We start from the raw sequence: 19,592 nt of genomic DNA on the forward strand, positions 1-19,592 counted from the left end.
CATGGCCCGTAAACCGCCACCCGGCAGCCTCGACGAAGACGCCTGGATCGAAGTCATCGCGAGGATGGACGAGGTCTATTCCAAGCTGGTGCAAGACGAAATCGCCCTGGAAGAGAAGAACGTCGAACTGGAGCAGTCGCAGCAGTTCATCGCCGGGTTGCTGTCGTCGATGTCCGACGTGTTGCTGGCCTGCGACCCGCAAGGGCGCATCGAGGAGAGCAACAGCGCGCTGCGCACGCTGGTCGGCCGTGATGAACAGTCATTGTCCGGCAGCCCGGCCTATGTCTTGTTGGCTGACCCCCACAGTGAAACCCAGTTGCGCCAGACCCTCGCCAGCCTGCGCCATCCCAACGCCAGCGCCTCGCTGGAGGTCAACTTCAAGGATGTCAACGGCGCGCCGGTGCCCGTGGACGTCAGTTGCACCGTGCGTAGCACGGGCAATGGACGCTTTATCGGGCACGTGCTGGTGGGGCGACCGCTGGGCGAACTCCAGCACGCGTATCGCCAACTGCACGAGGCCCACGAGGCGCTCAAGCGCACTCAACAGCAACTGTTGCACGCGGAAAAAATGGCCTCGCTGGGGCGCCTGGTGGCTGGTGTCGCCCACGAACTGAACAACCCCATCAGCTTCGTGCTGGCCAACGCGCATGTGCTCGACAGCTATGGCAAACGCCTGCAGCAGTACCTGCAAGCGGTCCACGGCGGCGAGTCGCACGCCAGTCTTCAAGCCTTGCGCCAACAGCTACGCATCGATCCGCTGCTGAGCGATTTGCCGTCGTTGATCGAGGGCAGCATGGAAGGCGCGCAACGCACCGCCGACATCGTCAGCGCCCTGAAGCGCTTCTCGGCGGTGGATCGTGAAGCACTGGGCGAGGTCGATCTCAATGACGTCATCGAGCGCGCCATCCACTGGGTCTGCCGTGGCGTCGCGCCCGATCTGCAGGTGCATTGGCAGGCCGTTGACACACCGCCGGTGCGCGGCAATGCCGGGCAACTGCTGCAAGTGCTGATGAACCTGATGCAGAACGCCTACGATGCCGCGCAAGCGGCCAACCAGGCCTTGCCGACAGTCTGGATCGAGGTGACCCAGGAGCCGGGCTGGGTCACCCTGCGTTTACGCGACAACGGTGCGGGCATCGCAGAGAAACACCTGAGCCAGGTATTCGACCCGTTCTTCAGCACCAAGTCCGTGGGCAAAGGCACGGGCCTGGGCCTGTCGATCAGCTACGGCATCATCGAACGCTGTGGCGGTCGGATGGTGGCCGCCAATCACCCCGAGGGCGGTGCGCAGTTCACCGTGACGCTGCCCGAAGCCGGGCCCGCCTGAGCCGATAATCCGGCAGCGGCGCTGGAAGCTCATTGTCCAGTTATCGGCTCGGCTGGACAGTCACTGTCCAGCCGCCATGTTCTGCGAGCGCCCGACCACGCCTGAATGGTACTCGGCACGCAAACTGGCACAGGGTTTGTATGAGGTTTTTTCGTTTCTTCATACTTGAACCCATCTTTCTGGAGTTCGCATGCCCTTGCATCCTGTTTCACCGACTCGTGCGCCTTTGACGTTCAAACATCGCGTCCTGGCCATTTTTGCCGGCCTGGTCGCTGCCAACCTGCTGGCCTGGGCCTGGGCTTTCACGGCCTTCCATGACTATCCGCTGTTGCTCGGCACCGCCTTTCTGGCCTACAGCTTCGGCCTGCGCCATGCCGTGGATGCCGATCACATCGCCGCCATCGACAACGCCACCCGCAAGCTGATCCAGGAAGGCCGACAAACCGCGAGTGTCGGCCTGTTTTTCTCGCTCGGGCACAGCACCGTGGTAATCCTGGCTTCGCTCGGCATCGCACTGACGGCCACGGCGTTCAAAAGCGAAATCGAAGCCTTTCACGGCCTCGGCGGGCTGATTGGCACCTCGGTGTCTGCCGCCTTCCTGTTGCTGGTGGCGTTGATCAACCTGCTCATCCTGCGCTCGGTGTACCAGGCGTTTGGCCGCGTGCGGCGCGGCGAACGGATCGGCGAGCAAGAAATGAACGCGATACTCACCGGCGGTGGCCCCATCGCCCGACTGTTGCGCCCGCTGTTCCGCCTGATCAGCCGTCCCTGGCACCTGTATCCGCTGGGCCTGCTGTTCGGCCTGGGTTTTGATACCGCCACGGAAATCGGCCTGCTGGGGATCGCTGCGGTGCAAGCCTCGCAGAGCCTGCCGATCTGGTCGATTCTGGTGTTCCCGGCGCTCTTCACGGCCGGCATGGCGCTGGTCGACACCGCCGACAGCGTGATGATGACCGGTGCTTACCACTGGGCACTGGTCAACCCGGCACGCAAGCTCTATTACAACCTGACCATCACGTCCATGTCGGTGTTGGTGGCATTGCTGGTGGGCGGGGTGGAAGTGCTCGGGCTGATCGCGGCGCGCTGGGATCTGCACGGCGGTGTGTGGGATTTCATCACTGCGCTGACCGACAACTTCGGCATGATCGGCTACCTGATCGTCGGGATATTCATCCTGACCTGGGCCGTTTCCGTGTTGTTCTACCGCTTCAAGGGCTACGACCGCCTGGACGCGACGCCCGCCTGAGCCTTCTCTTCCTTTCAGCGCCTGGCGAGGTTCTCTCGCCAGCCACTTGCCAAGCCGGACACATGGTTTCCAGGCTGCATAAATAGTGGAAACAAACATTCCAGTTCGGGTTTGTTACAAGGTGTCTCAATGCGCTCGGTAAAAAAGTAAAAGTCCTTTAAAAACAGATAGATAAATTAATTAGTAAGCAATTTATCTACGCCGCGGCGAAATGGCACAGGTCTTGTACTTACCAGATAACTGAACGTCATGGGTTACCCGCATGTTTCCAGCAGCCGTCGCAATCATGCCCAGGCTGCAGCCTCAACACCCCATAGAACTGATGGCCTTTGTAGCCGACGGCATGGCGCCTGACTCACCTGGTCGGGCACAGATTTCCAACACACCGAGTGCAGCCCCCGTTGAAGCACCTTCTCGGGGAGGAGAAATAAAGTAATGGAAACGTTTTACGAGGTGATGCGCAGACAAGGCATCTCGCGCCGCAGCTTTCTCAAATTTTGTTCCTTGACCGCAACGTCGCTGGGGCTGGGCCCGGCATTCATGCCCAAAATCGCCTGGGCCATGGAGAACAAGCCACGCACGCCAGTCCTCTGGCTGCACGGCCTGGAATGCACCTGTTGCTCGGAGTCATTCATCCGCTCCGCGCATCCGCTGGCCAAGGACGTGGTGCTGTCGATGATCTCCCTGGATTACGACGACACCTTGATGGCCGCCGCCGGGCATCAGGCCGAGGCGATCCTTGACGAGGTCATGACCAAGTACAAGGGCAACTACATCCTGGCCGTCGAGGGCAACCCGCCACTGAACCAGGACGGTATGAGTTGCATCATTGGCGGCAAGCCCTTCGTCGAGCAGTTGAAGCGCGTTTCACGCGATGCCAAGGCGATCATTTCCTGGGGCTCCTGCGCCAGTTGGGGCTGCGTACAGGCCGCCAAGCCGAACCCGACCCAGGCGGTGCCGATTCACAAGGTCATCACCGACAAACCGATCATCAAAGTGCCGGGCTGCCCGCCGATCGCCGAAGTCATGACCGGGGTGATCACCTACATGCTGACCTTCGACCGCATTCCTGAGCTGGACCGTCAGGGCCGGCCGAAAATGTTCTACAGCCAGCGCATTCACGACAAGTGCTACCGCCGTCCGAACTTCGACGCCGGTCAGTTCGTCGAGTCCTGGGACGACGACGCGGCGCGCAAGGGCTACTGCCTTTACAAAGTCGGCTGCAAAGGCCCGACTACCTACAACGCCTGCTCGACCGTGCGTTGGAATGGCGGCACCAGCTTCCCGATTCAGTCCGGCCACGGCTGCATCGGTTGTTCGGAGGAAGGGTTCTGGGACAAGGGCTCGTTCTATCAGCACTTGAGCGGCATCAACCAGTTTGGCGTTGAAGCGAACGCGGACGAAATCGGCCTGGTTGCCGGCGTCACCGTCGGCGCAGCGATCACGGCCCACGCCGCCGTCACCGCCCTCAAACGCGCCAGCAACGGCAAAGCGCCCACTACCTCGCCCGACGCCCCAGCGACAAGACAGGAATAAGCACCAATGAGCACCTATTCGACTCAGGGTTTCGACCTCAACAACACAGGCCGACGTATCGTTGTCGACCCTGTGACCCGTATCGAAGGCCACATGCGCGTCGAGGTCAACCTCGATGCCAACAACGTTATCCGCAACGCCGTTTCCACCGGCACCATGTGGCGCGGCCTCGAAGTCATCCTCAAGGGCCGCGACCCACGTGACGCCTGGGCATTCGTGGAGCGCATCTGCGGCGTCTGCACCGGTTGCCACGCGCTGGCCTCGGTGCGCTCGGTAGAGGACGCGCTGGGCATTCGCATCCCGCCGAACGCGCACTTGATTCGCGAGATGATGGCCAAGACCCTGCAAGTCCATGACCACGCCGTGCATTTCTATCACCTGCACGCACTGGACTGGGTGGACGTGGTGTCTGCGCTCAAGGCTGACCCCAAGCGCACCTCGGAATTGCAGCAGACCGTTTCGCCGGCTCACCCGTTGTCTTCGCCGGGTTATTTCCGCGACGTGCAAAACCGTCTGAAGAAGTTCGTCGAAAGCGGTCAGCTCGGGCCGTTCATGAATGGCTATTGGGGCAACCCGGCTTACCAACTGCCGCCTGAAGCCAACCTGATGGCCGTGACCCATTACCTTGAAGCCCTCGACCTGCAGAAAGAGTGGGTGAAGATCCATACCATCTTCGGTGGCAAGAACCCGCACCCCAACTACCTGGTCGGCGGCGTGCCCTGCGCGATCAATATCGATGGCGACCTGGCCGCCGGTGCGCCGTTGAATATGGAACGCCTGAACTTCGTGCGGGCGCGCATCGACGAAGCGCTGACCTTCTGCCGCAACGTGTATGTGCCGGACGTGCTGGCCATTGGCACTATCTACAAGCAAAAAGGCTGGCTGCACGGCGGCGGTTTGTCGGCGACCAACGTGATGGATTACGGCACCTACGCCAAGGTCAATTACGACGACAGCACCAACCAATTGCCGGGCGGGGCGATCCTCAACGGCAACTGGGACGAAATCCTGCCTGTCGACGCGCGTGATCCCGAGCAAGTGCAAGAGTTCGTGACCCACTCCTGGTACAACTACCCGGACAACGACAAGGGCCTGCACCCGTGGGACGGCATCACCGAGCCGAACTACGAGCTGGGCGCCAAGACCAAGGGCACCCGCACCAACATCGAAGAAGTCGACGAAAGCGCCAAATATTCGTGGGTCAAATCGCCGCGCTGGCGCGGCCACGCCATGGAAGTCGGGCCGTTGGCGCGTTACATCCTGGGCTATGCCCATGCCCTCAAAGGCAACCCGCATTGCCAGCGGGTCAAGGAACAACTGGAAGGTTCGCTGCGAGCCGTCAACCTCGACTTGCCAAAAGCCCTGGGCCTGGCGGAAACCAACCTCAGTGCCAAGCAACTGTTGCCCAGCACGATCGGCCGAACGCTGACCCGCGCCCTGGAAGCCGAGTACTGCGCAGAAATGATGGTCGACGACTGGAACGAGTTGATGACCAATATCCGCAACGGCGACCGTGCCACCGCCAACGTCGAAAAATGGGACCCGTCCACCTGGCCTGCCGAAGCCAAAGGGGTCGGCATCGTTGCCGCGCCACGCGGCGCACTCGGCCACTGGATCCGGATCAAGAACGGCAAGATCGAGAACTACCAGTGCGTCGTGCCCAGCACCTGGAACGGCAGCCCGCGTGACGCCAAGGGTCAGATCGGTGCTTTCGAGGCCGCGCTGATGAACACGCCGGTGGCCGTCCCCGATCAGCCCGTGGAAATCCTGCGCACGCTGCATTCCTTCGACCCTTGCATGGCCTGCGCCACCCACGTGATGAGCGAGGATGGCGCGGAGCTGAGCACAGTCAAGGTCAGTTGATCGATTGTTCAACGCTGCATTCGGCAGGCGCCACGGCGCCTGCCCATCCAAAGGTGACGCTATGACCCAACCTACTCAAAGCCCCCTCGACGCGTCGGAATACGTGTACGAGGCCCCCGTGCGCCTGTGGCACTGGATCAATGCCGCCTGCATTGTGGTGCTGGCCATCACCGGCTACCTGATCGGTTCGCCGCTGGCGACCCAACCGGGCGAAGCCAGCGAGCATTTCGTGATGGGCTACATCCGCTTTGCGCATTTCAGCGCGGCGTACATTTTCACCATCGCCATGATCGGGCGCGCCTATTGGGCGCTGGTGGGCAATCACCACGCCCGCGAACTGTTCTCGGTGCCGCTGACCAGCAAGGTCTACTGGACCGACATGCTCGCTTGGGTGCGCTACTACCTGTTCATCGGGCCGACGCCAAAACCGATGTTCGGCCACAACCCGCTGTCGCGTTTCGCGATGTTTTTCATCTTCTTGCTGTCCTCGCTGTTCATGATCCTGACCGGCTTCGCGCTGTATGGCGAAGGCGCGCAAATGGGCTCCTGGCAGGAACGCACCTTCGGTTGGGTACTGCCGCTGCTGGGGCAATCCAACAATGTGCATGTCCTGCATCACTTGGGCATGTGGGTGATTGTGCTATTCGTCATGTTCCACATCTATGCCGCCGTGCGCGAAGAAATCAACGGGCGCCTGAGCTTGGTCGGGGCAATGATTTCCGGCTACAAGACCTTTAAAAAATGACCAGAATGGTAGAAACCGCCATGAGTCCTCTCCAACCGACACTGCCGCAGATCACTGTGCTGGGCATCGGCAATCTCCTGTGGGCCGACGAAGGCTTCGGCGTTCGTTGCGTCGAAGCCTTGCAACAGCGTTATGAGTTCGCCGACAACGTGGCGCTGATCGATGGCGGCACGCAAGGCCTGTATTTGATCCAGCATGTCCAGCAAGCCGATTACCTGCTGATTTTCGACGCCGTGGATTACAACCTCGCGCCTGGCGAACTGAAGTTCATCGCCGACGACGATGTCCCCAAATTCCTCGGCATCAAAAAGCTCAGCCTGCACCAGACCGGCTTTCAGGAGGTGCTGATGCTCGCGCAACTGACCGGCCATTACCCGACACGCGTGCTGCTGATCGGTTGCCAGCCGGAAAACATGATGGACTACGGCGGCAGCCTGCGCCCCAGCGTCAGGGCCGCCATGGAAGGCGCGCTGGATGAGGCGCTGCGCGTGCTCGAGGGTTGGGGCGCGGCACCGCACAAACGCGCTTCGCCACTCGCGGGTGAAGAGGCGGTGACCCTGCCGCACCTCGAACTGCAACGCTACGAAAACGAACGCCCGTCCGAACAGCAAGCCTGCCGGATCGGCGACGAACGCATCCTCGCCAGGCGCGCCTGATATGTGCATCGGATTGCCCATGCAAGTGATCGAGGCCGAGTTGGGCTTCGCCCGCTGCCGCGACCGCCACGGCGAAGAGCGCCGTATCGACCTGTCACTGGTCGGCCCGTGTGCGGTCGGCGACTGGCTGTTGATCTTTCTCGACGCCGCCCGTGAACGCCTCGACGCCCAACGTGCCAGCGAAATCGACTCCACCCTGCGCCTGCTCGAAGCGGCCCTGTTCGGCACGGCCCCGCAGCCCGACAGCGTGCCGGGTTTCAGCCTGCCCTCGGCCATGAACGCCGAGCAACTGGCGGCCTTGTTGGGCCACGCGTCGCCACCCCTTGCGCCTGCCGCGCTTACCCCACCTCAACCGTCAGTCAAGGACCCCACATGAGCGACTCCGCTGTTTTCATGGCGCCCATTCCCGTGACACCCGCCATCCCGGCCTTGATCAGCCGGCTGGTGGAGCAATTCGACGCGACCTGGATCGACGCCGACAACCTCGATGCCTGGCTTGCCGAAGGGGGCGACTGCCTGTTGCTGCTGTGCGGTGACCCGGTACGCCATCCCGAATGCCTGGACGTGGCCGTGGTGTTGCCGGAACTGCGCGTGGAAATCGCGCGCCGCCACCAATTGAGCCTGCGCCTGGGCGTGGTCGGTCGCGCCGATGAAGAAGCCATCGCCGCGCGCTTTGCCGTGCGCCGCTGGCCGTCGCTGGTGTGGCTGCGCGATGCGGGTTACGTCACCACCTTCAGCGGCATGCTCGACTGGGACGAATACCTGCGCCTGGCGGAAGCTGCCGTGAGCCAAAGCAACGCGCGCATTCCATTGCTTGCCGGTGCCCCGGTCAGCGCCCCCGGAGGTTGCCAATGAACCACGATGCCAATCACCGCGATGCACAAAGCCACGCCGTGGAGTTCGATCCGCTGAACTACATCCCCGTGGTGGATATCGGCCCCGGCTCGCAACCCGACGATGAGGACGTGCTCGAATACATCAGCATGCCTCAGGGCATGTATACCCATAGCATTCCGGTGCTGCCCGAACCTGAAGAGCTTGCGGCGCTGCCCGGTGCGCGGCACGCGTTGCAAGCGTTGCTGCAATGCCTGCGCGACTGCAATAACGGCCTGATCACGCAAAGCGTCGACCTCAGTGGCCTGGAAACAGGCGACCGCAAGCTGCTCGACCAATTGCTGGGCGAAGGCGAGGTCAGCGCGATCATTGCCGCGCAGCCGTCGTTGCGTATCCAGGAATCGATCTTCGCCGGCGTATGGCGCATCTACGGCCAGGGCTACGATCACGTCGAAGTGGGCGCCGCGCCTTCGCAACTGCGCGGCAATGCCCGCGCGGCGGCCCGACCGGCGGATTTCGACTTGTCGTCAACGTTGCCGCTCGGCGTCATGAACGCCCCGGCGATCCTGACCGAGGTACAAGACCGCAGCCAACACTGGCAACCCGGCGATCAGGTGCATGTCATCAACCTGACCTTGCTGCCGTTGTCCGAACAGGACATCGCCTTCCTCGACGCCTACTTGCCCGCCGGCCCGGTGCGCGCCTTGGCCCGTGGCTATGGCAATTGCCTGATCAGCGCGACCCGGATCCAGAACTGCTGGCGCATCACGTACTTCAACTCACAGGATGCGCAAATCCTCGACACCATCGAAATCACCGACCTGCCGGAAGTGATCTGCGCCGCCCCCGAAGACCTGGCCGACTCACTGGAGCGCTTCGAAGACGTTATCCAGTGGTTCGAAGGGCAGTGAGGTCACGATGAACGAAAAAACCGGCTTCGAAGGCAGCTACGGCGGCGACAACGCGCGGATCAGCGACGCCACCCGCCTGGAATGCAAAATCTGCTGGTGGGTGTATGACCCGCGCGACGGCGACCCGGTCTGGCAGATTGAGCCGGGTACGCCGTTCTCCGCATTGCCGGAGCATTGGCGTTGCCCGAATTGCGATGGCGATGCCGAGCAGTTCATGGTGATCGATGAACCTGTCTGAGCGCCAAGACGGCCCGGCGCAACAGGCACAAACCCTGTGCGCGCACTTCCAGGGCATCGCCGAGACACGCATGCGCGGGTTGCCGTTTCTCAATCAACAGCTGGCGGTCGAGGCGGTGGGCTTCAGCGCGCAAATCGCCGGGGAAAACGCGGCAACCGGGGTGCTGGGTGTTCTGATCACCCCTTGGTTCATGAACCTGATCTGGCTGCCGGAGAACCGCGGCACACTCCTGGCTCAGGGGGCGTCAGGCGAACATCAATTTGGCGGGCAGTGCCTGACCTTCATTGGCGCAGACGGCGAAGACATCGGTGGCTACGAGAGCTGTTCGCTGTTTTCACCGATGTTTGAATTTGCCGATCAGGACGCGGCCCGGCAAACCGCCGAACAGGTGCTGGCGCTGTTGCGGGACGCGCCCGAACGCGCACCCGAACGCCCGGCCATCAGCCGCCGTGGCTTGCTGTTCGGACGCGTGTCCGGGGGCGCGCAATGACCGCCATGGCAAGCTTGGCGCGGCTCGGCGGCTCATTGCGGGTGCGTCCCGGTCAGCAGCCCGCGATTGTCGGCGGGCGTCCGGCGCTGGCCGCCACCTTGTTGCGCGGCCAGCCGCCACAGACTGCCGCGCACCACTTGCCGTTGCTCTATAGCCTGTGCGGGCAAGCGCACCGCTTGACCGCAGCGTTGGCCGTCGACACCGCACTGCATGGCGAAACCCCCATCGACCCCAACACCCAGCGCATGCTGGAGGCCGAAACCCGCCGCGAGCATGTGCGGCGTATGCTGCTCGAATGGCCGCGGTTGCTGGGTAACCCGTCGGTGCGCCCCGATCTCAGCCTACTGCATGCCTGGGAACACGCCCCGCAACAGGCGATGGCCGCCTGGTTGGGCGAGTCGGTGGCGCAATGGCTTGAACGATGGGACGCTGAGCCGTTCAGCGCGCTCGATGAGTGGAGCCAGCGCAGCGATCATTGGCTGGCGCACGCCCTGGCCGATTGCCGCGAGGATGCCCACGCCCTGCAACTGCCGGTGCATGCCCTGTCACTGGCCGGCAACACCCAAGCGCTGCAGGTGGTGGCCGCCCAACTGCGAGAGGCCAGCGATTTTGCGTTGCATCCGGTGGCCTTCGGGCTACCCTGTGAGACGGGCAGTTGGACCCGCGCGCGTGAGGCCGACCCCCAACGCTACGCCAGCGTCTGGCTGCGTCTGGGCGCGCGCCTCGCCGAATTGGCGCGGCTCTCGCTGCCACAGCCCGCTGGCTTGGCACTCGGCGCATTGGCGCTGGGGCCCGACGAGGCGTTGGCCTGGAGCGAAACGTCGCGCGGCCTGTTGTTGCACCGGGTCTGTCTGGAGCGAATGAATGCCGGTGTGTTGATCCGCGACTATCAGGTCATCGCGCCGACCGAATGGAACCTTCATCCCCACGGCGCGCTGGCCCAGGGTTTGGCGACGATGTCAGCCGGCGATCCGGCCACGCGACGTCGCGCTGAGCTGTTGATCGCGGCTTTCGACCCGTGCATCGGCTTCACCCTTGAGCTTGAAGCCGTACCGAGCGAGGACATTATTCATGCATGAAGTGAGTCTGGCGGGCGGCATTCTCAGCGCCGTCGAGGCGGCGGCCAGGCGCGATCCGTTCGTGCGGGTCAGCCGCCTGCGCCTGGAGGCTGGCACGCTGGCCGGCGTTGAAATCGAGGCGCTGCGTTTCGCCCTTGAAGCACTGGCGCCCGGCACCTTGCTGGCCGGCGCGCAAATCGACATTGAACAACCGCCGGGCCAGGCCTGGTGCCTGGATTGCGCCATCAGCGTGCCGCTGATCGAGCGCGGCGCCGGCTGCCCGCAATGCGGCGGCTTTTGGCTGCAACCCACCGGCGGGACTGAATTGCGCATCCTCGACCTGCAGGTCGAGGATCATTAATCGTTTGATTTTGGAGGTACACCATGTGCGTCGTCTGCGGTTGCGGAACCGGGCATTCACACGACAAGACCGAAGCTCCGGCCACCGATAGCGATGTGCAGGTCGACGCTACCGGCGACCTGCATTACGGCGCGGGTCAGGCGCGGGTTTCAGTGCCCGGCATGAGCCAGGCCCGCACCATCCGCCTGGAGCAAGACATCCTCGGCGAAAACGACCGGCACGCCGCGCGTAACCGGGAAAACTTCACCGCCCACGGCGTACTGGCCCTCAATCTGGTGTCCAGCCCCGGTTCCGGCAAGACCACCCTGTTGTGCAGCACCCTCATGGCCCTGCGCCAGCGCCGCGCCGACTTGCCGCTGGCGGTGATCGAGGGCGATCAGCAAACCCGTCACGACGCCGAGCGCATCCGCGAAACCGGCGTACCCGCGATCCAGATCAACACCGGCAAAGGCTGCCACCTCGATGCCCGGATGATCACCGAAGCCTATAGCCGCCTGCCGCTGCACGACGCGCTGCACGCCGCCGGTCACACGCATCAGTCGTTTGTGCATAGCCACGTTGACCAGCAGCCGCACGCCCACGTACAGACTCAACAGCATCAACACAGCCATCACGCCCATGACGGCGGTGAGCCGGCCGGCATGCTGTTCATCGAGAACGTCGGCAATCTGGTCTGCCCCGCGCTCTGGGATCTGGGCGAGGCGGGCAAAGTGGCGATCCTGTCGGTGACCGAGGGCGAAGACAAACCCCTCAAGTACCCGGACATGTTCGCCGCAGCGCGCCTGATGATCCTCAACAAGATCGACCTGTTGCCGCACCTGGATTTCGACGTGCAGCGCTGCCTGGACTATGCGCGACAGGTCAACCCGCAGATCCAGATCATCCAGCTCAGCGCCCGCGACGGCACCGGGCTGGATGCCTGGCTCGACTGGTTGCTGGCCGGCGCCCCCGAGGTTGACCGCCGCGCCGCGCGCATCGCCGAGCTGGAAGCTGAACTGGCCCGCCTCAAGGCTCAGGTGGAGGCCCCGCATGCGTAGCGAAAAACTGCCTGGCGCGCAGGTCTGGCCGCCGGTGCTGGCCTGTGGCGCGTGGCTGAAGAACACCGCCTGCCTGTTGCAGGGCGATCAGGTGCTGTGGTCGCCACTCCACGGTGACTTGGGCGACCCGCAAAGCTGCCTGGACCTGGCGGCGTCGTTGGACGTTCTGTTGGCGTGCGCTGAAGTCACGCCGCAAGCCATCGCCCATGACTTGCACCCGGATTTCTATAGCTCGCAACTGGCGGTGACGCTGGCGGAAAAACTCAACGTGCCCGCCGTAGCCGTGCAGCATCACCACGCGCACATTGCCGCGCTGATGGCCGAACATGGCCTCGACGGCCCGGTACTCGGCCTGGCGCTGGACGGCGTGGGCCTTGGCAGCGATGGCGCAGCCTGGGGCGGCGAGTTGCTCTGGGTGGCCAGCGATGCCTGGCGCCGACTCGGTTATCTATTGCCACTGCCGCTGCCCGGTGGCGATGTGGCCGCCCGCGAACCCTGGCGCCTGGCCGCCGCGGCGCTGCACCTGCTGGGGCGCGACGATGAAATCCTCAGGCGGCTCGGGCCGCTGGTCGGCGAACAAAGCGCGAACACTGTCGCGCAGATGCTCGCGCGCAATCTCAACTGCCCGCCGAGCAGTGGCGCCGGCCGTTGGTTCGATGCCGCTGCGGGGATTCTCGGCATCAGCGTGCGTCAACAATTCGAGGCCGAGGCGGCCATTGCCCTGGAGCGTCTGGCCGCTGAATACCTGGCAACCCACGCCGAGCCCGTCATCGACGGCCTGTGGCATCTCCGCGCTGACGGCGTGCTCGATCTGCTCCCGCTGCTGACCCGCCTGTTCGAACTCGCCGACAGCGCACGCAGCGCAGAAGGCGCGGCGCTGTTTCACCTGACGCTGGCCGCCGCTCTCGCTGACTGGGTCGAGCACCAATCCACCACGCTGCCGGTGCTGCTCGGGGGCGGATGCTTCGCCAATCGCCTGCTCAGTGCCCGGCTCACGCAACGATTGAGCGCCAGGGGCTTAGCGGTTTTCAGCGCGCAGGCTGTGTCGTGCGGCGATGCCGGGCTGGCCCTGGGTCAAGCCTGGGTTGCCGCGCACTGGCGCGACCCGCAGCGCCAACCCGCTTTGCCATTGAAGGAATCCCAAGCATGTGCCTAGCCATTCCCGCACGCGTGATCGAATTGCGCGACGGCGATAACGCACTCGTCGACTTGGGCGGTATCCGCAAGGAAATCTCCCTGGCGCTGGTGCCGCAAGCCCAGGTCGACGACTACGTGATCGTCCACGTCGGTTACGCCCTCGGCCTGATCGACCCCGAAGAAGCCCAGCGGACCCTGGCCATGTTCGAAGAGCTGGACCGCCTGCAACCGGAAGCCCTATGAAGTACATCGATGAATACCGCGACGGCGAACTGGCACAACGCATTGCCGAGCGCATCCGCGACGAAGTCCGGCCGGAACGCCAATACCGCTTCATGGAATTCTGTGGCGGCCACACCCATGCGATATCGCGTTACGGCGTGAGCGATTTGCTGCCCGCCAATGTCCGCATGATCCACGGCCCCGGCTGCCCGGTGTGTGTCTTGCCGATTGGGCGTATCGACCTGGCGGTGAAGCTGGCGCTGGAGGACGGAGCGATCCTCTGCAGCTATGGCGACACCCTGCGCGTGCCGGCGTCCGGTGGCCTCTCGCTGCTGCGCGCCAAGGCACAAGGCGCGGATATCCGCATGATCTACTCGCCCAGCGATGCGCTGAAAATCGCCGAGGCCAACCCCGAGCGTGAAGTGGTGTTCCTGGCCATTGGCTTCGAAACCACCACGCCGCCGACCGCCCTGGTGATCCGCGACGCCGCCGCTCGCGGCCTGAAAAACTTCAGCGTGCTGTGCTGCCATGTCCTGACCCCGGCGGCCATCGAGCATATCCTTGCGGCCCCCGGGCAGGATCCGGCGGCGGTGGAACTGGACGGCTTCGTCGGCCCGGCGCATGTGAGCATCATCATTGGCTCCGAACCCTACGCCGAGTTCGCCCGCCGATACCGCAAGCCGGTGGTGATTGCCGGTTTCGAACCGCTGGACGTGATACAGGCGATTTTGATGCTGGTGCGCCAGGTCAACGGCGGGCGCGCCGAGGTCGAAAACGAATTCGTCCGCGCCGTCGGCCGCAATGGCAACAGCGCCGCCCAGACCTTGATGGACGAGGTCTTCGAACTGCGTGAGAGCTTCGAATGGCGCGGGCTTGGCGAGGTGCCGTTCAGCGCCTTGCGCATTCGCGCGAAATTCGCCGCCTTCGATGCAGAAAAACGCTTCGACCTGCATTACCGCGCCGTGGCCGATAACAAAGCCTGCGAATGCGGGCCGATCCTGCGCGGCCAGAAAAAGCCCACCGACTGCCGCCTGTTTGGCAGCGTATGCACCCCGGAAAACCCCATGGGCTCGTGCATGGTCTCCAACGAAGGCGCCTGCGCCGCTCATTACGCCTACGGGCGCTATAAAGACATCGAGGTTGTTGCAGTATGAGCGGCCGTTCCCCCGTAAAACGCGGTTATGTACGCCCCCTCAATTTTCGCGACGGCGTGGTCGATATGGGCCACGGTGCCGGCGGGCGCGCATCGGCGCAGTTGATCGAAGAGCTATTCGTCGCCGCCTTCGACAACCCGTGGTTGCGCCAGGGCAACGATGGCGCCGCCTTCAGCCCGGAACTCAAACCCGGAGAACGCATGGTCATGGCCACCGACGCACACGTGGTGTCGCCGCTGTTTTTCCCCGGTGGCGACATTGGCAGCTTGTCTGTGCATGGCACCCTCAACGACGTCGCCATGGGCGGCGCGCGGCCGCTTTATCTCTCAGCCAGCTTCATCATCGAGGAAGGCTTTGCCCTCGCTGACCTCAAGCGCATCGTTGAGTCGATGGGCCGCGCCTCCCGCGATGCCGGGGTGCCGATCATCACCGGCGACACCAAAGTCGTGGAACGCGGCAGTGGCGACGGCGTGTTCATCAGCACCACCGGCATCGGCATTATCCCCAACGGGGTCGACACGGGCGGGCATCGCGCACGTCCCGGCGATGCGATCCTGGTGTCCGGCAGCATCGGCGAACATGGTGTGGCGATCATGTCCAAGCGAGAAGGGCTGGCGTTCGAAACCGAAATCCTCTCTGACAGTGCGGCACTGCATGGTTTAGTGGCGCAGATGCTCGCGGTCGCTCCCGGCCTGCGCGTACTGCGCGACCCGACCCGAGGCGGTTTGGCGACCACGCTGAACGAAATTGCCGGTCAGTCCGGAGTCGGCATGCTGTTGGACGAAGCGGCGATTCCCGTGCAGCCGCAGGTTGAGGCCGCCTGCGAACTGTTGGGCCTGGACCCGCTGTACATCGCCAACGAGGGTAAGCTGATCGCAATCTGCGCCGAAGAAGACGCCCAGCCGCTGCTCGACTGTATGCGCCTCAACCCGTTGGGCGAACATGCGGTGCGTATCGGTACGGTCCTTGAAGACGCCCACGGTTTCGTGCAGATGCAGACCCGATTCGGCGGGCGCAGGGTGGTGGACTGGTTGTCGGGCGAACAACTGCCGAGAATCTGCTGAGCCCTTGAGACCTTGAGTCAGCAACGAATGGCGGCAACTGGAGGATGCCGCCATGCGTTGCAAGGCGTCCTGGCTAAAGAACCTTGGGTTGACCTCGAGGACAATACCTGCGATGCGTGAGAGGTTGATGGGGCGCGTCATGCCAGAGGAGGCCGTTGGTGGCCACTAACCCCCCCCCAAATTGTTTACTTCTCAAGTACGACGAGGCTCGCCCTCGGCAATTTCGCGCATCAGACTCAGGTAACGACGCGCGCCCAGCCCCAGAGGTCGGTTCTTTACCCAGATGATGTCGACCCATAACCGCATCTGACTTGGCATGTTGTCAAACACCACCTCCGTCAATGCGCCCGAAGTGATTAGCGGTTGTACCAGCGGCTGTGGAAGATAAGCCCAGCCCAATCCTTGCTGCACCAGATCCAGCGTTGCCAGATAACTGTCGCTGAGCCAAATCCGCCGCGACAGCACAACACGTGGGTCAGAGTCTGTAGGTCCTCCAGTCGCAACGATGATCTGCCGAACGTCCACCAGTTGCTCTTCACCTAAAGGGCTTTTCTTGCCGGCGGCCGCCGGATGATCTGGAGAGGCAACTGCGACTAACAACTGGCTCCCCGCTTCAAGAAACGTCTCCCGCTCGTCAAGCCCGGGTCGTTCAAATCCAAGTGCCAATTGCACACGTCCTTCATGGAGCATGCGAATCGCCTCCGGATGGGACGCGGAGCGAATCTCGATTTCAAGGGTGGGAAACTCTTTGGCGATAATGGACAGCGGACGATTCCACACGCCTGTTTGTAGCTCTGGCGCCATCGCAAGGACCAAGCGCCCCTCCAACCCCTGATGAAGCTGGAGGGCATGGGCGTCCAGCAGGTTTAACTGGCTAGCGACCTGTCTTGCCTGGGGCTCAAGTGCTTTGGCGGCTGCGGTCGGAATGGCTTTGCGGGTCGATCGGTCAAAAAGCAAGAGATCCAACTCTGCTTCAAGCTGCGACACCGCCATGTTGATAGCGGAGGGAACCCGGCCTAACTTTCGGGCTGCGGCGGAAAAGGAGCCGCTGTCCACGACCGAAAGGAAAATTTTAAGTGACTCGCTGGTAAACGCCATCGTGGTTGTCAGATTTTCTGATAATGATCGTCTTTATTTATCAGATTCATTAGCCTAATTTCCACTCCTATTACAAATTAAGTACGTGGGGAACACCATGTTAAATACCGAGTTGATGGGGCATGTGGCACTTGTCAGTGGTGCTGGAAGTGAAGCTGGCATTGGTATGGCGATCGCTCGCAGGCTAGGTGCATCCGGGGCGAAGTTGATCATCACTGCCAGCAGCAACCGCATCGCGGATCGGGTTAAAGAGCTACGCCTCGAAGGGTTTGAAGTTGAAGGCCGGCCAGCTGACCTCACCGATGAAAGCCAAGTGCGTGAATTCGGCCTGTGGGCAGAGTCAGTCTGGGGGCGGGTCGATATCCTGGTGAATAACGCCGGTATGGCCATGCAAGGAAGCCCTGAGATTTTTTCGGAATTGGCAAGTATGGAACTGCATGAATGGAATCTTTCACTGGCAAGAAACTTAACCACGGCTTTTCTTTTAACTCGGGCCGTTTTGCCCGGTATGCGGGCGCGAAGTTACGGACGCATTGTCAATATTAGTTCCACCACAGGCACCCGGGGGAGCAATCCGGGCGAGGCCGCTTATAGCGCAGCCAAGGCCGCGATGGTTGGCATGAACATGGGGCTTGCACTTGAAGTCGCCAAGCAGGGGATTACTGTAAACAGCGTGGCTCCCGGATGGATCACCACCGGCTCAACCACGCCCGTTGAAGCAGAGGCGGGGCGCTTTACCCCGATTGGACGGGCAGGCAACCCCCGCGAAGTGGCGGCGGCGGTTGCATTCCTGGCGTCGCCTGACGCCAGTTACATCACGGGTGAAGTCCTTGTGGTGGACGGCGGGAACTGTCTGGTCGAGAACAAGGCTCCTCACGCCTGACTTCAAGTTACGTCGGTTTATTCCCTGAACCTCAGATTATTCAGCGGGATAAATTAATGATCCAAATAAAGTTTCTGCGCTCACCGCAATATACCCAGGCATAGGTTAATCCGCGCTGCAAATACTGACGGCGAACACTCAAGTTGTAAGAGGTTGGCACGTTGTTTTCAGTCATTCACGAACTGAGAGGGGAGTGAGTGTGGCGATGGATTGTCTTTTTATCTCGACGGTGACGAATTTTAATTAATGTAATAATTAAAAGAGGGTTTTTATCATGTCGAAAAGTGGAATTAGTGAATCAGCGATTGCTGCTTTTACCGCCTCCGAACGTGCCCGTTTTATACAAAACAACCCAACGTCAATGGCGCTCGCCAAGCGTGCCAAGGCTCATCTGTTCAATGGTGTTCCCATGCACTGGATGAGCGATTGGTCGATGCCTTCACCGCTCTTCGTCCAGCGTGCCAAAGGCGCACGCTTCACCGATGTTGACGATCATGAATACATTGACTTCTGCCTGGGCGACACCGGCACGATGTTTGGCCATTCACCGGACCCTATTGCCCGCGCCATCGCCGAGCAGGCAAATAATGGCTTGACCACCATGCTGCCTGGCGAAGACGCGGTGGTCTGCGGCGAGTTGCTGGCTCAGCGATTCGAGCTGCCTTATTGGCAGGTGACCGCCAATGCGACGGACGCCAATCGTTATGTGTTGCGCTGGGCGCGCGCGATCACCAAACGTAATGTCTTGCTGGTGTTCGACGGCTGTTATCACGGCACCGTAGATGACGTGATGGTGCGCTACCGCGACGGCAAAACAGTGCACCGTGCCGGCCTTGTGGGCCAAGCCTACGACTTGACCCAATACAGTCGATCCATCCCCTTCAACGACGTCGACGCGCTTGAGGCGGCGTTAGCCCAGGGCGATGTGTGCGCGCTGATGTGCGAGCCGGCGATGACGAACATAGGCATGGTCCTGCCCGATCCGGGGTTCATGCAAAAGTGCCGAGAGTTGACCCTTAAATATGGCAGCCTGTTGGTCATTGATGAGACCCACACTATTTCCACCGGCATCGGTGGATGCACTCGCCAGTGGGATTTGAAACCCGACTTTTTCGTGGTGGGTAAACCCATCGCAGGTGGCGTGCCATGCGCGGTGTTTGGCATTAGCGAGCAAGTCGCCTTGGCCATGCGCGACGCGCAGAAGGCCGTCAGCGAAGAGAGTGGCGGGCATGGCCACAGTGGGATGGGAACGACGCTGTCCGCCAACGCCCTGGCGATGCATTGCATGCGAGTCAGTCTTGAAGAGGTCATGACAGCGTCTGCGTACCAGCACATGCTGCCCCTGGCCTCAAGACTCGCCCAGGGATTTCGAGCGTTGTTCAAGCGCCACCAACTGAACTGGTCTGTCACAGAGTTAGGGGCTCGTTGTGAGTTTCAATTCTGTGCCACGTCGCCCAGAACAGGCGCGCAAGCCGAAGCGGCTTTTCATGACAGCCTTCAAATGGCTCTGCACCTTTATCTAATCAACCGCGGCATCCTGATCACGCCTTTTCACAACATGACCCTGTGCTGTCCGCAGACAAGTCAGGCGGATATCGACAGGCTGATCGGTGAGTTGGATAGCGCGCTGACCACGCTGCTTGCCCTACCTGGCGCTCGCGTCACCCCTTCATGACTGGACGTCTGAAGCCCCACTTTTCTCACATACTGCCAAGTCGCTTGAATGAGCGCT

Annotated in this window: 21 protein-coding genes; 20 read left to right on the forward strand and 1 reads right to left on the reverse strand. The window is 62.1% G+C overall.

All coding sequences use genetic code 11. The features are described from left to right. Position 1: 1 nt before the first annotated feature. The 18 genes from LQ249_RS14340 to hypE all read left to right on the forward strand — a co-directional run bounded on the left by LQ249_RS14340 (position 2) and on the right by hypE (position 15,879). A complete protein-coding gene (locus LQ249_RS14340) occupies positions 2-1,327 on the forward strand; it encodes a PAS domain-containing sensor histidine kinase (RefSeq protein ID WP_017845588.1) in 1,326 nt (441 codons plus the stop codon). 190 nt (positions 1,328-1,517) lie between these two features. Then, positions 1,518-2,573, forward strand: a complete 1,056-nt coding sequence (locus tag LQ249_RS14345) for a HoxN/HupN/NixA family nickel/cobalt transporter (RefSeq protein ID WP_057004039.1) — start codon at positions 1,518-1,520, stop codon at positions 2,571-2,573. A 435-nt stretch (positions 2,574-3,008) separates the two neighbouring features. Beyond that, positions 3,009-4,109, forward strand: a complete 1,101-nt coding sequence (locus tag LQ249_RS14350) for a hydrogenase small subunit (RefSeq protein ID WP_017845590.1) — start codon at positions 3,009-3,011, stop codon at positions 4,107-4,109. Between the two features lie 6 nt (positions 4,110-4,115). Further along, on the forward strand, positions 4,116-5,972 hold the full coding sequence (locus LQ249_RS14355; protein WP_017845591.1) for a nickel-dependent hydrogenase large subunit: 1,857 nt from the start codon (positions 4,116-4,118) through the stop codon (positions 5,970-5,972). A 61-nt stretch (positions 5,973-6,033) separates the two neighbouring features. Beyond that, positions 6,034-6,717 carry a Ni/Fe-hydrogenase, b-type cytochrome subunit gene (gene cybH / locus LQ249_RS14360; protein ID WP_177032668.1) on the forward strand — a complete coding sequence of 228 codons (684 nt, stop codon included), beginning with the start codon at positions 6,034-6,036 and terminating at the stop codon, positions 6,715-6,717. A 20-nt stretch (positions 6,718-6,737) separates the two neighbouring features. Next, positions 6,738-7,373: a HyaD/HybD family hydrogenase maturation endopeptidase gene (locus LQ249_RS14365; RefSeq protein ID WP_046484246.1), complete on the forward strand. Its 636-nt coding sequence runs from the start codon at positions 6,738-6,740 to the stop codon at positions 7,371-7,373. A 1-nt stretch (position 7,374) separates the two neighbouring features. After that, positions 7,375-7,749: a HypC/HybG/HupF family hydrogenase formation chaperone gene (locus LQ249_RS14370; protein ID WP_169864497.1), complete on the forward strand. Its 375-nt coding sequence runs from the start codon at positions 7,375-7,377 to the stop codon at positions 7,747-7,749. Next, complete coding sequence (locus LQ249_RS14375) at positions 7,746-8,228, forward strand: hydrogenase (protein ID WP_046484079.1); 483 nt, start codon at positions 7,746-7,748, stop codon at positions 8,226-8,228. The genes LQ249_RS14370 and LQ249_RS14375 overlap by 4 nt, the downstream gene beginning before the upstream one ends. After that, positions 8,225-9,118 carry a hydrogenase expression/formation protein gene (locus LQ249_RS14380; RefSeq protein ID WP_052735784.1) on the forward strand — a complete coding sequence of 298 codons (894 nt, stop codon included), beginning with the start codon at positions 8,225-8,227 and terminating at the stop codon, positions 9,116-9,118. The genes LQ249_RS14375 and LQ249_RS14380 overlap by 4 nt, the downstream gene beginning before the upstream one ends. Before the next feature lie 7 nt (positions 9,119-9,125). Beyond that, the gene (locus tag LQ249_RS14385; RefSeq protein ID WP_017845597.1) at positions 9,126-9,356 is read left to right on the forward strand and encodes a rubredoxin; all 231 of its coding nucleotides are present in this window, start codon (positions 9,126-9,128) and stop codon (positions 9,354-9,356) included. Beyond that, positions 9,343-9,846, forward strand: coding sequence for a [NiFe]-hydrogenase assembly chaperone HybE (hybE, locus tag LQ249_RS14390; RefSeq protein WP_232566571.1), 504 nt, complete (start codon positions 9,343-9,345; stop codon positions 9,844-9,846). Before LQ249_RS14385 ends, hybE begins: the two co-directional genes overlap by 14 nt. After that, positions 9,843-10,925, forward strand: coding sequence for a HoxV (locus LQ249_RS14395; RefSeq protein ID WP_046383284.1), 1,083 nt, complete (start codon positions 9,843-9,845; stop codon positions 10,923-10,925). Before hybE ends, LQ249_RS14395 begins: the two co-directional genes overlap by 4 nt. Then, on the forward strand, positions 10,918-11,265 hold the full coding sequence (locus LQ249_RS14400; RefSeq protein ID WP_017845600.1) for a hydrogenase maturation nickel metallochaperone HypA/HybF: 348 nt from the start codon (positions 10,918-10,920) through the stop codon (positions 11,263-11,265). The genes LQ249_RS14395 and LQ249_RS14400 overlap by 8 nt, the downstream gene beginning before the upstream one ends. Before the next feature lie 23 nt (positions 11,266-11,288). Continuing rightward, positions 11,289-12,302, forward strand: coding sequence for a hydrogenase nickel incorporation protein HypB (hypB, locus tag LQ249_RS14405; RefSeq protein WP_390896563.1), 1,014 nt, complete (start codon positions 11,289-11,291; stop codon positions 12,300-12,302). Further along, positions 12,295-13,458, forward strand: coding sequence for a Kae1-like domain-containing protein (locus LQ249_RS14410; protein ID WP_232566572.1), 1,164 nt, complete (start codon positions 12,295-12,297; stop codon positions 13,456-13,458). Before hypB ends, LQ249_RS14410 begins: the two co-directional genes overlap by 8 nt. Continuing rightward, complete coding sequence (locus LQ249_RS14415; protein WP_046383288.1) at positions 13,449-13,682, forward strand: HypC/HybG/HupF family hydrogenase formation chaperone; 234 nt, start codon at positions 13,449-13,451, stop codon at positions 13,680-13,682. The genes LQ249_RS14410 and LQ249_RS14415 overlap by 10 nt, the downstream gene beginning before the upstream one ends. Beyond that, entirely contained in the window at positions 13,679-14,815 is a 1,137-nt protein-coding gene (hypD, locus tag LQ249_RS14420) for a hydrogenase formation protein HypD (protein ID WP_232566573.1), read from the forward strand. Before LQ249_RS14415 ends, hypD begins: the two co-directional genes overlap by 4 nt. Then, positions 14,812-15,879 carry a hydrogenase expression/formation protein HypE gene (gene hypE / locus LQ249_RS14425; RefSeq protein WP_232566574.1) on the forward strand — a complete coding sequence of 356 codons (1,068 nt, stop codon included), beginning with the start codon at positions 14,812-14,814 and terminating at the stop codon, positions 15,877-15,879. Before hypD ends, hypE begins: the two co-directional genes overlap by 4 nt. A gap of 192 nt (positions 15,880-16,071) precedes the next feature. Here hypE and LQ249_RS14430 read toward each other — a convergent pair whose 3' ends face one another. Next, positions 16,072-16,977, reverse strand: coding sequence for a LysR family transcriptional regulator (locus LQ249_RS14430; RefSeq protein WP_046383313.1), 906 nt, complete (start codon positions 16,975-16,977; stop codon positions 16,072-16,074). 97 nt (positions 16,978-17,074) lie between these two features. Between LQ249_RS14430 and LQ249_RS14435 the strand changes: the two genes are divergently transcribed. After that, positions 17,075-17,860, forward strand: a complete 786-nt coding sequence (locus tag LQ249_RS14435; RefSeq protein ID WP_057004046.1) for an SDR family NAD(P)-dependent oxidoreductase — start codon at positions 17,075-17,077, stop codon at positions 17,858-17,860. 274 nt (positions 17,861-18,134) lie between these two features. Next, entirely contained in the window at positions 18,135-19,535 is a 1,401-nt protein-coding gene (locus LQ249_RS14440; RefSeq protein WP_169864509.1) for an aspartate aminotransferase family protein, read from the forward strand. Positions 19,536-19,592 lie beyond the last annotated feature (57 nt).

This window comes from Pseudomonas sp. 7-41, from assembly GCF_021233075.1.
Taxonomy (GTDB): domain Bacteria; phylum Pseudomonadota; class Gammaproteobacteria; order Pseudomonadales; family Pseudomonadaceae; genus Aquipseudomonas; species Aquipseudomonas veronii.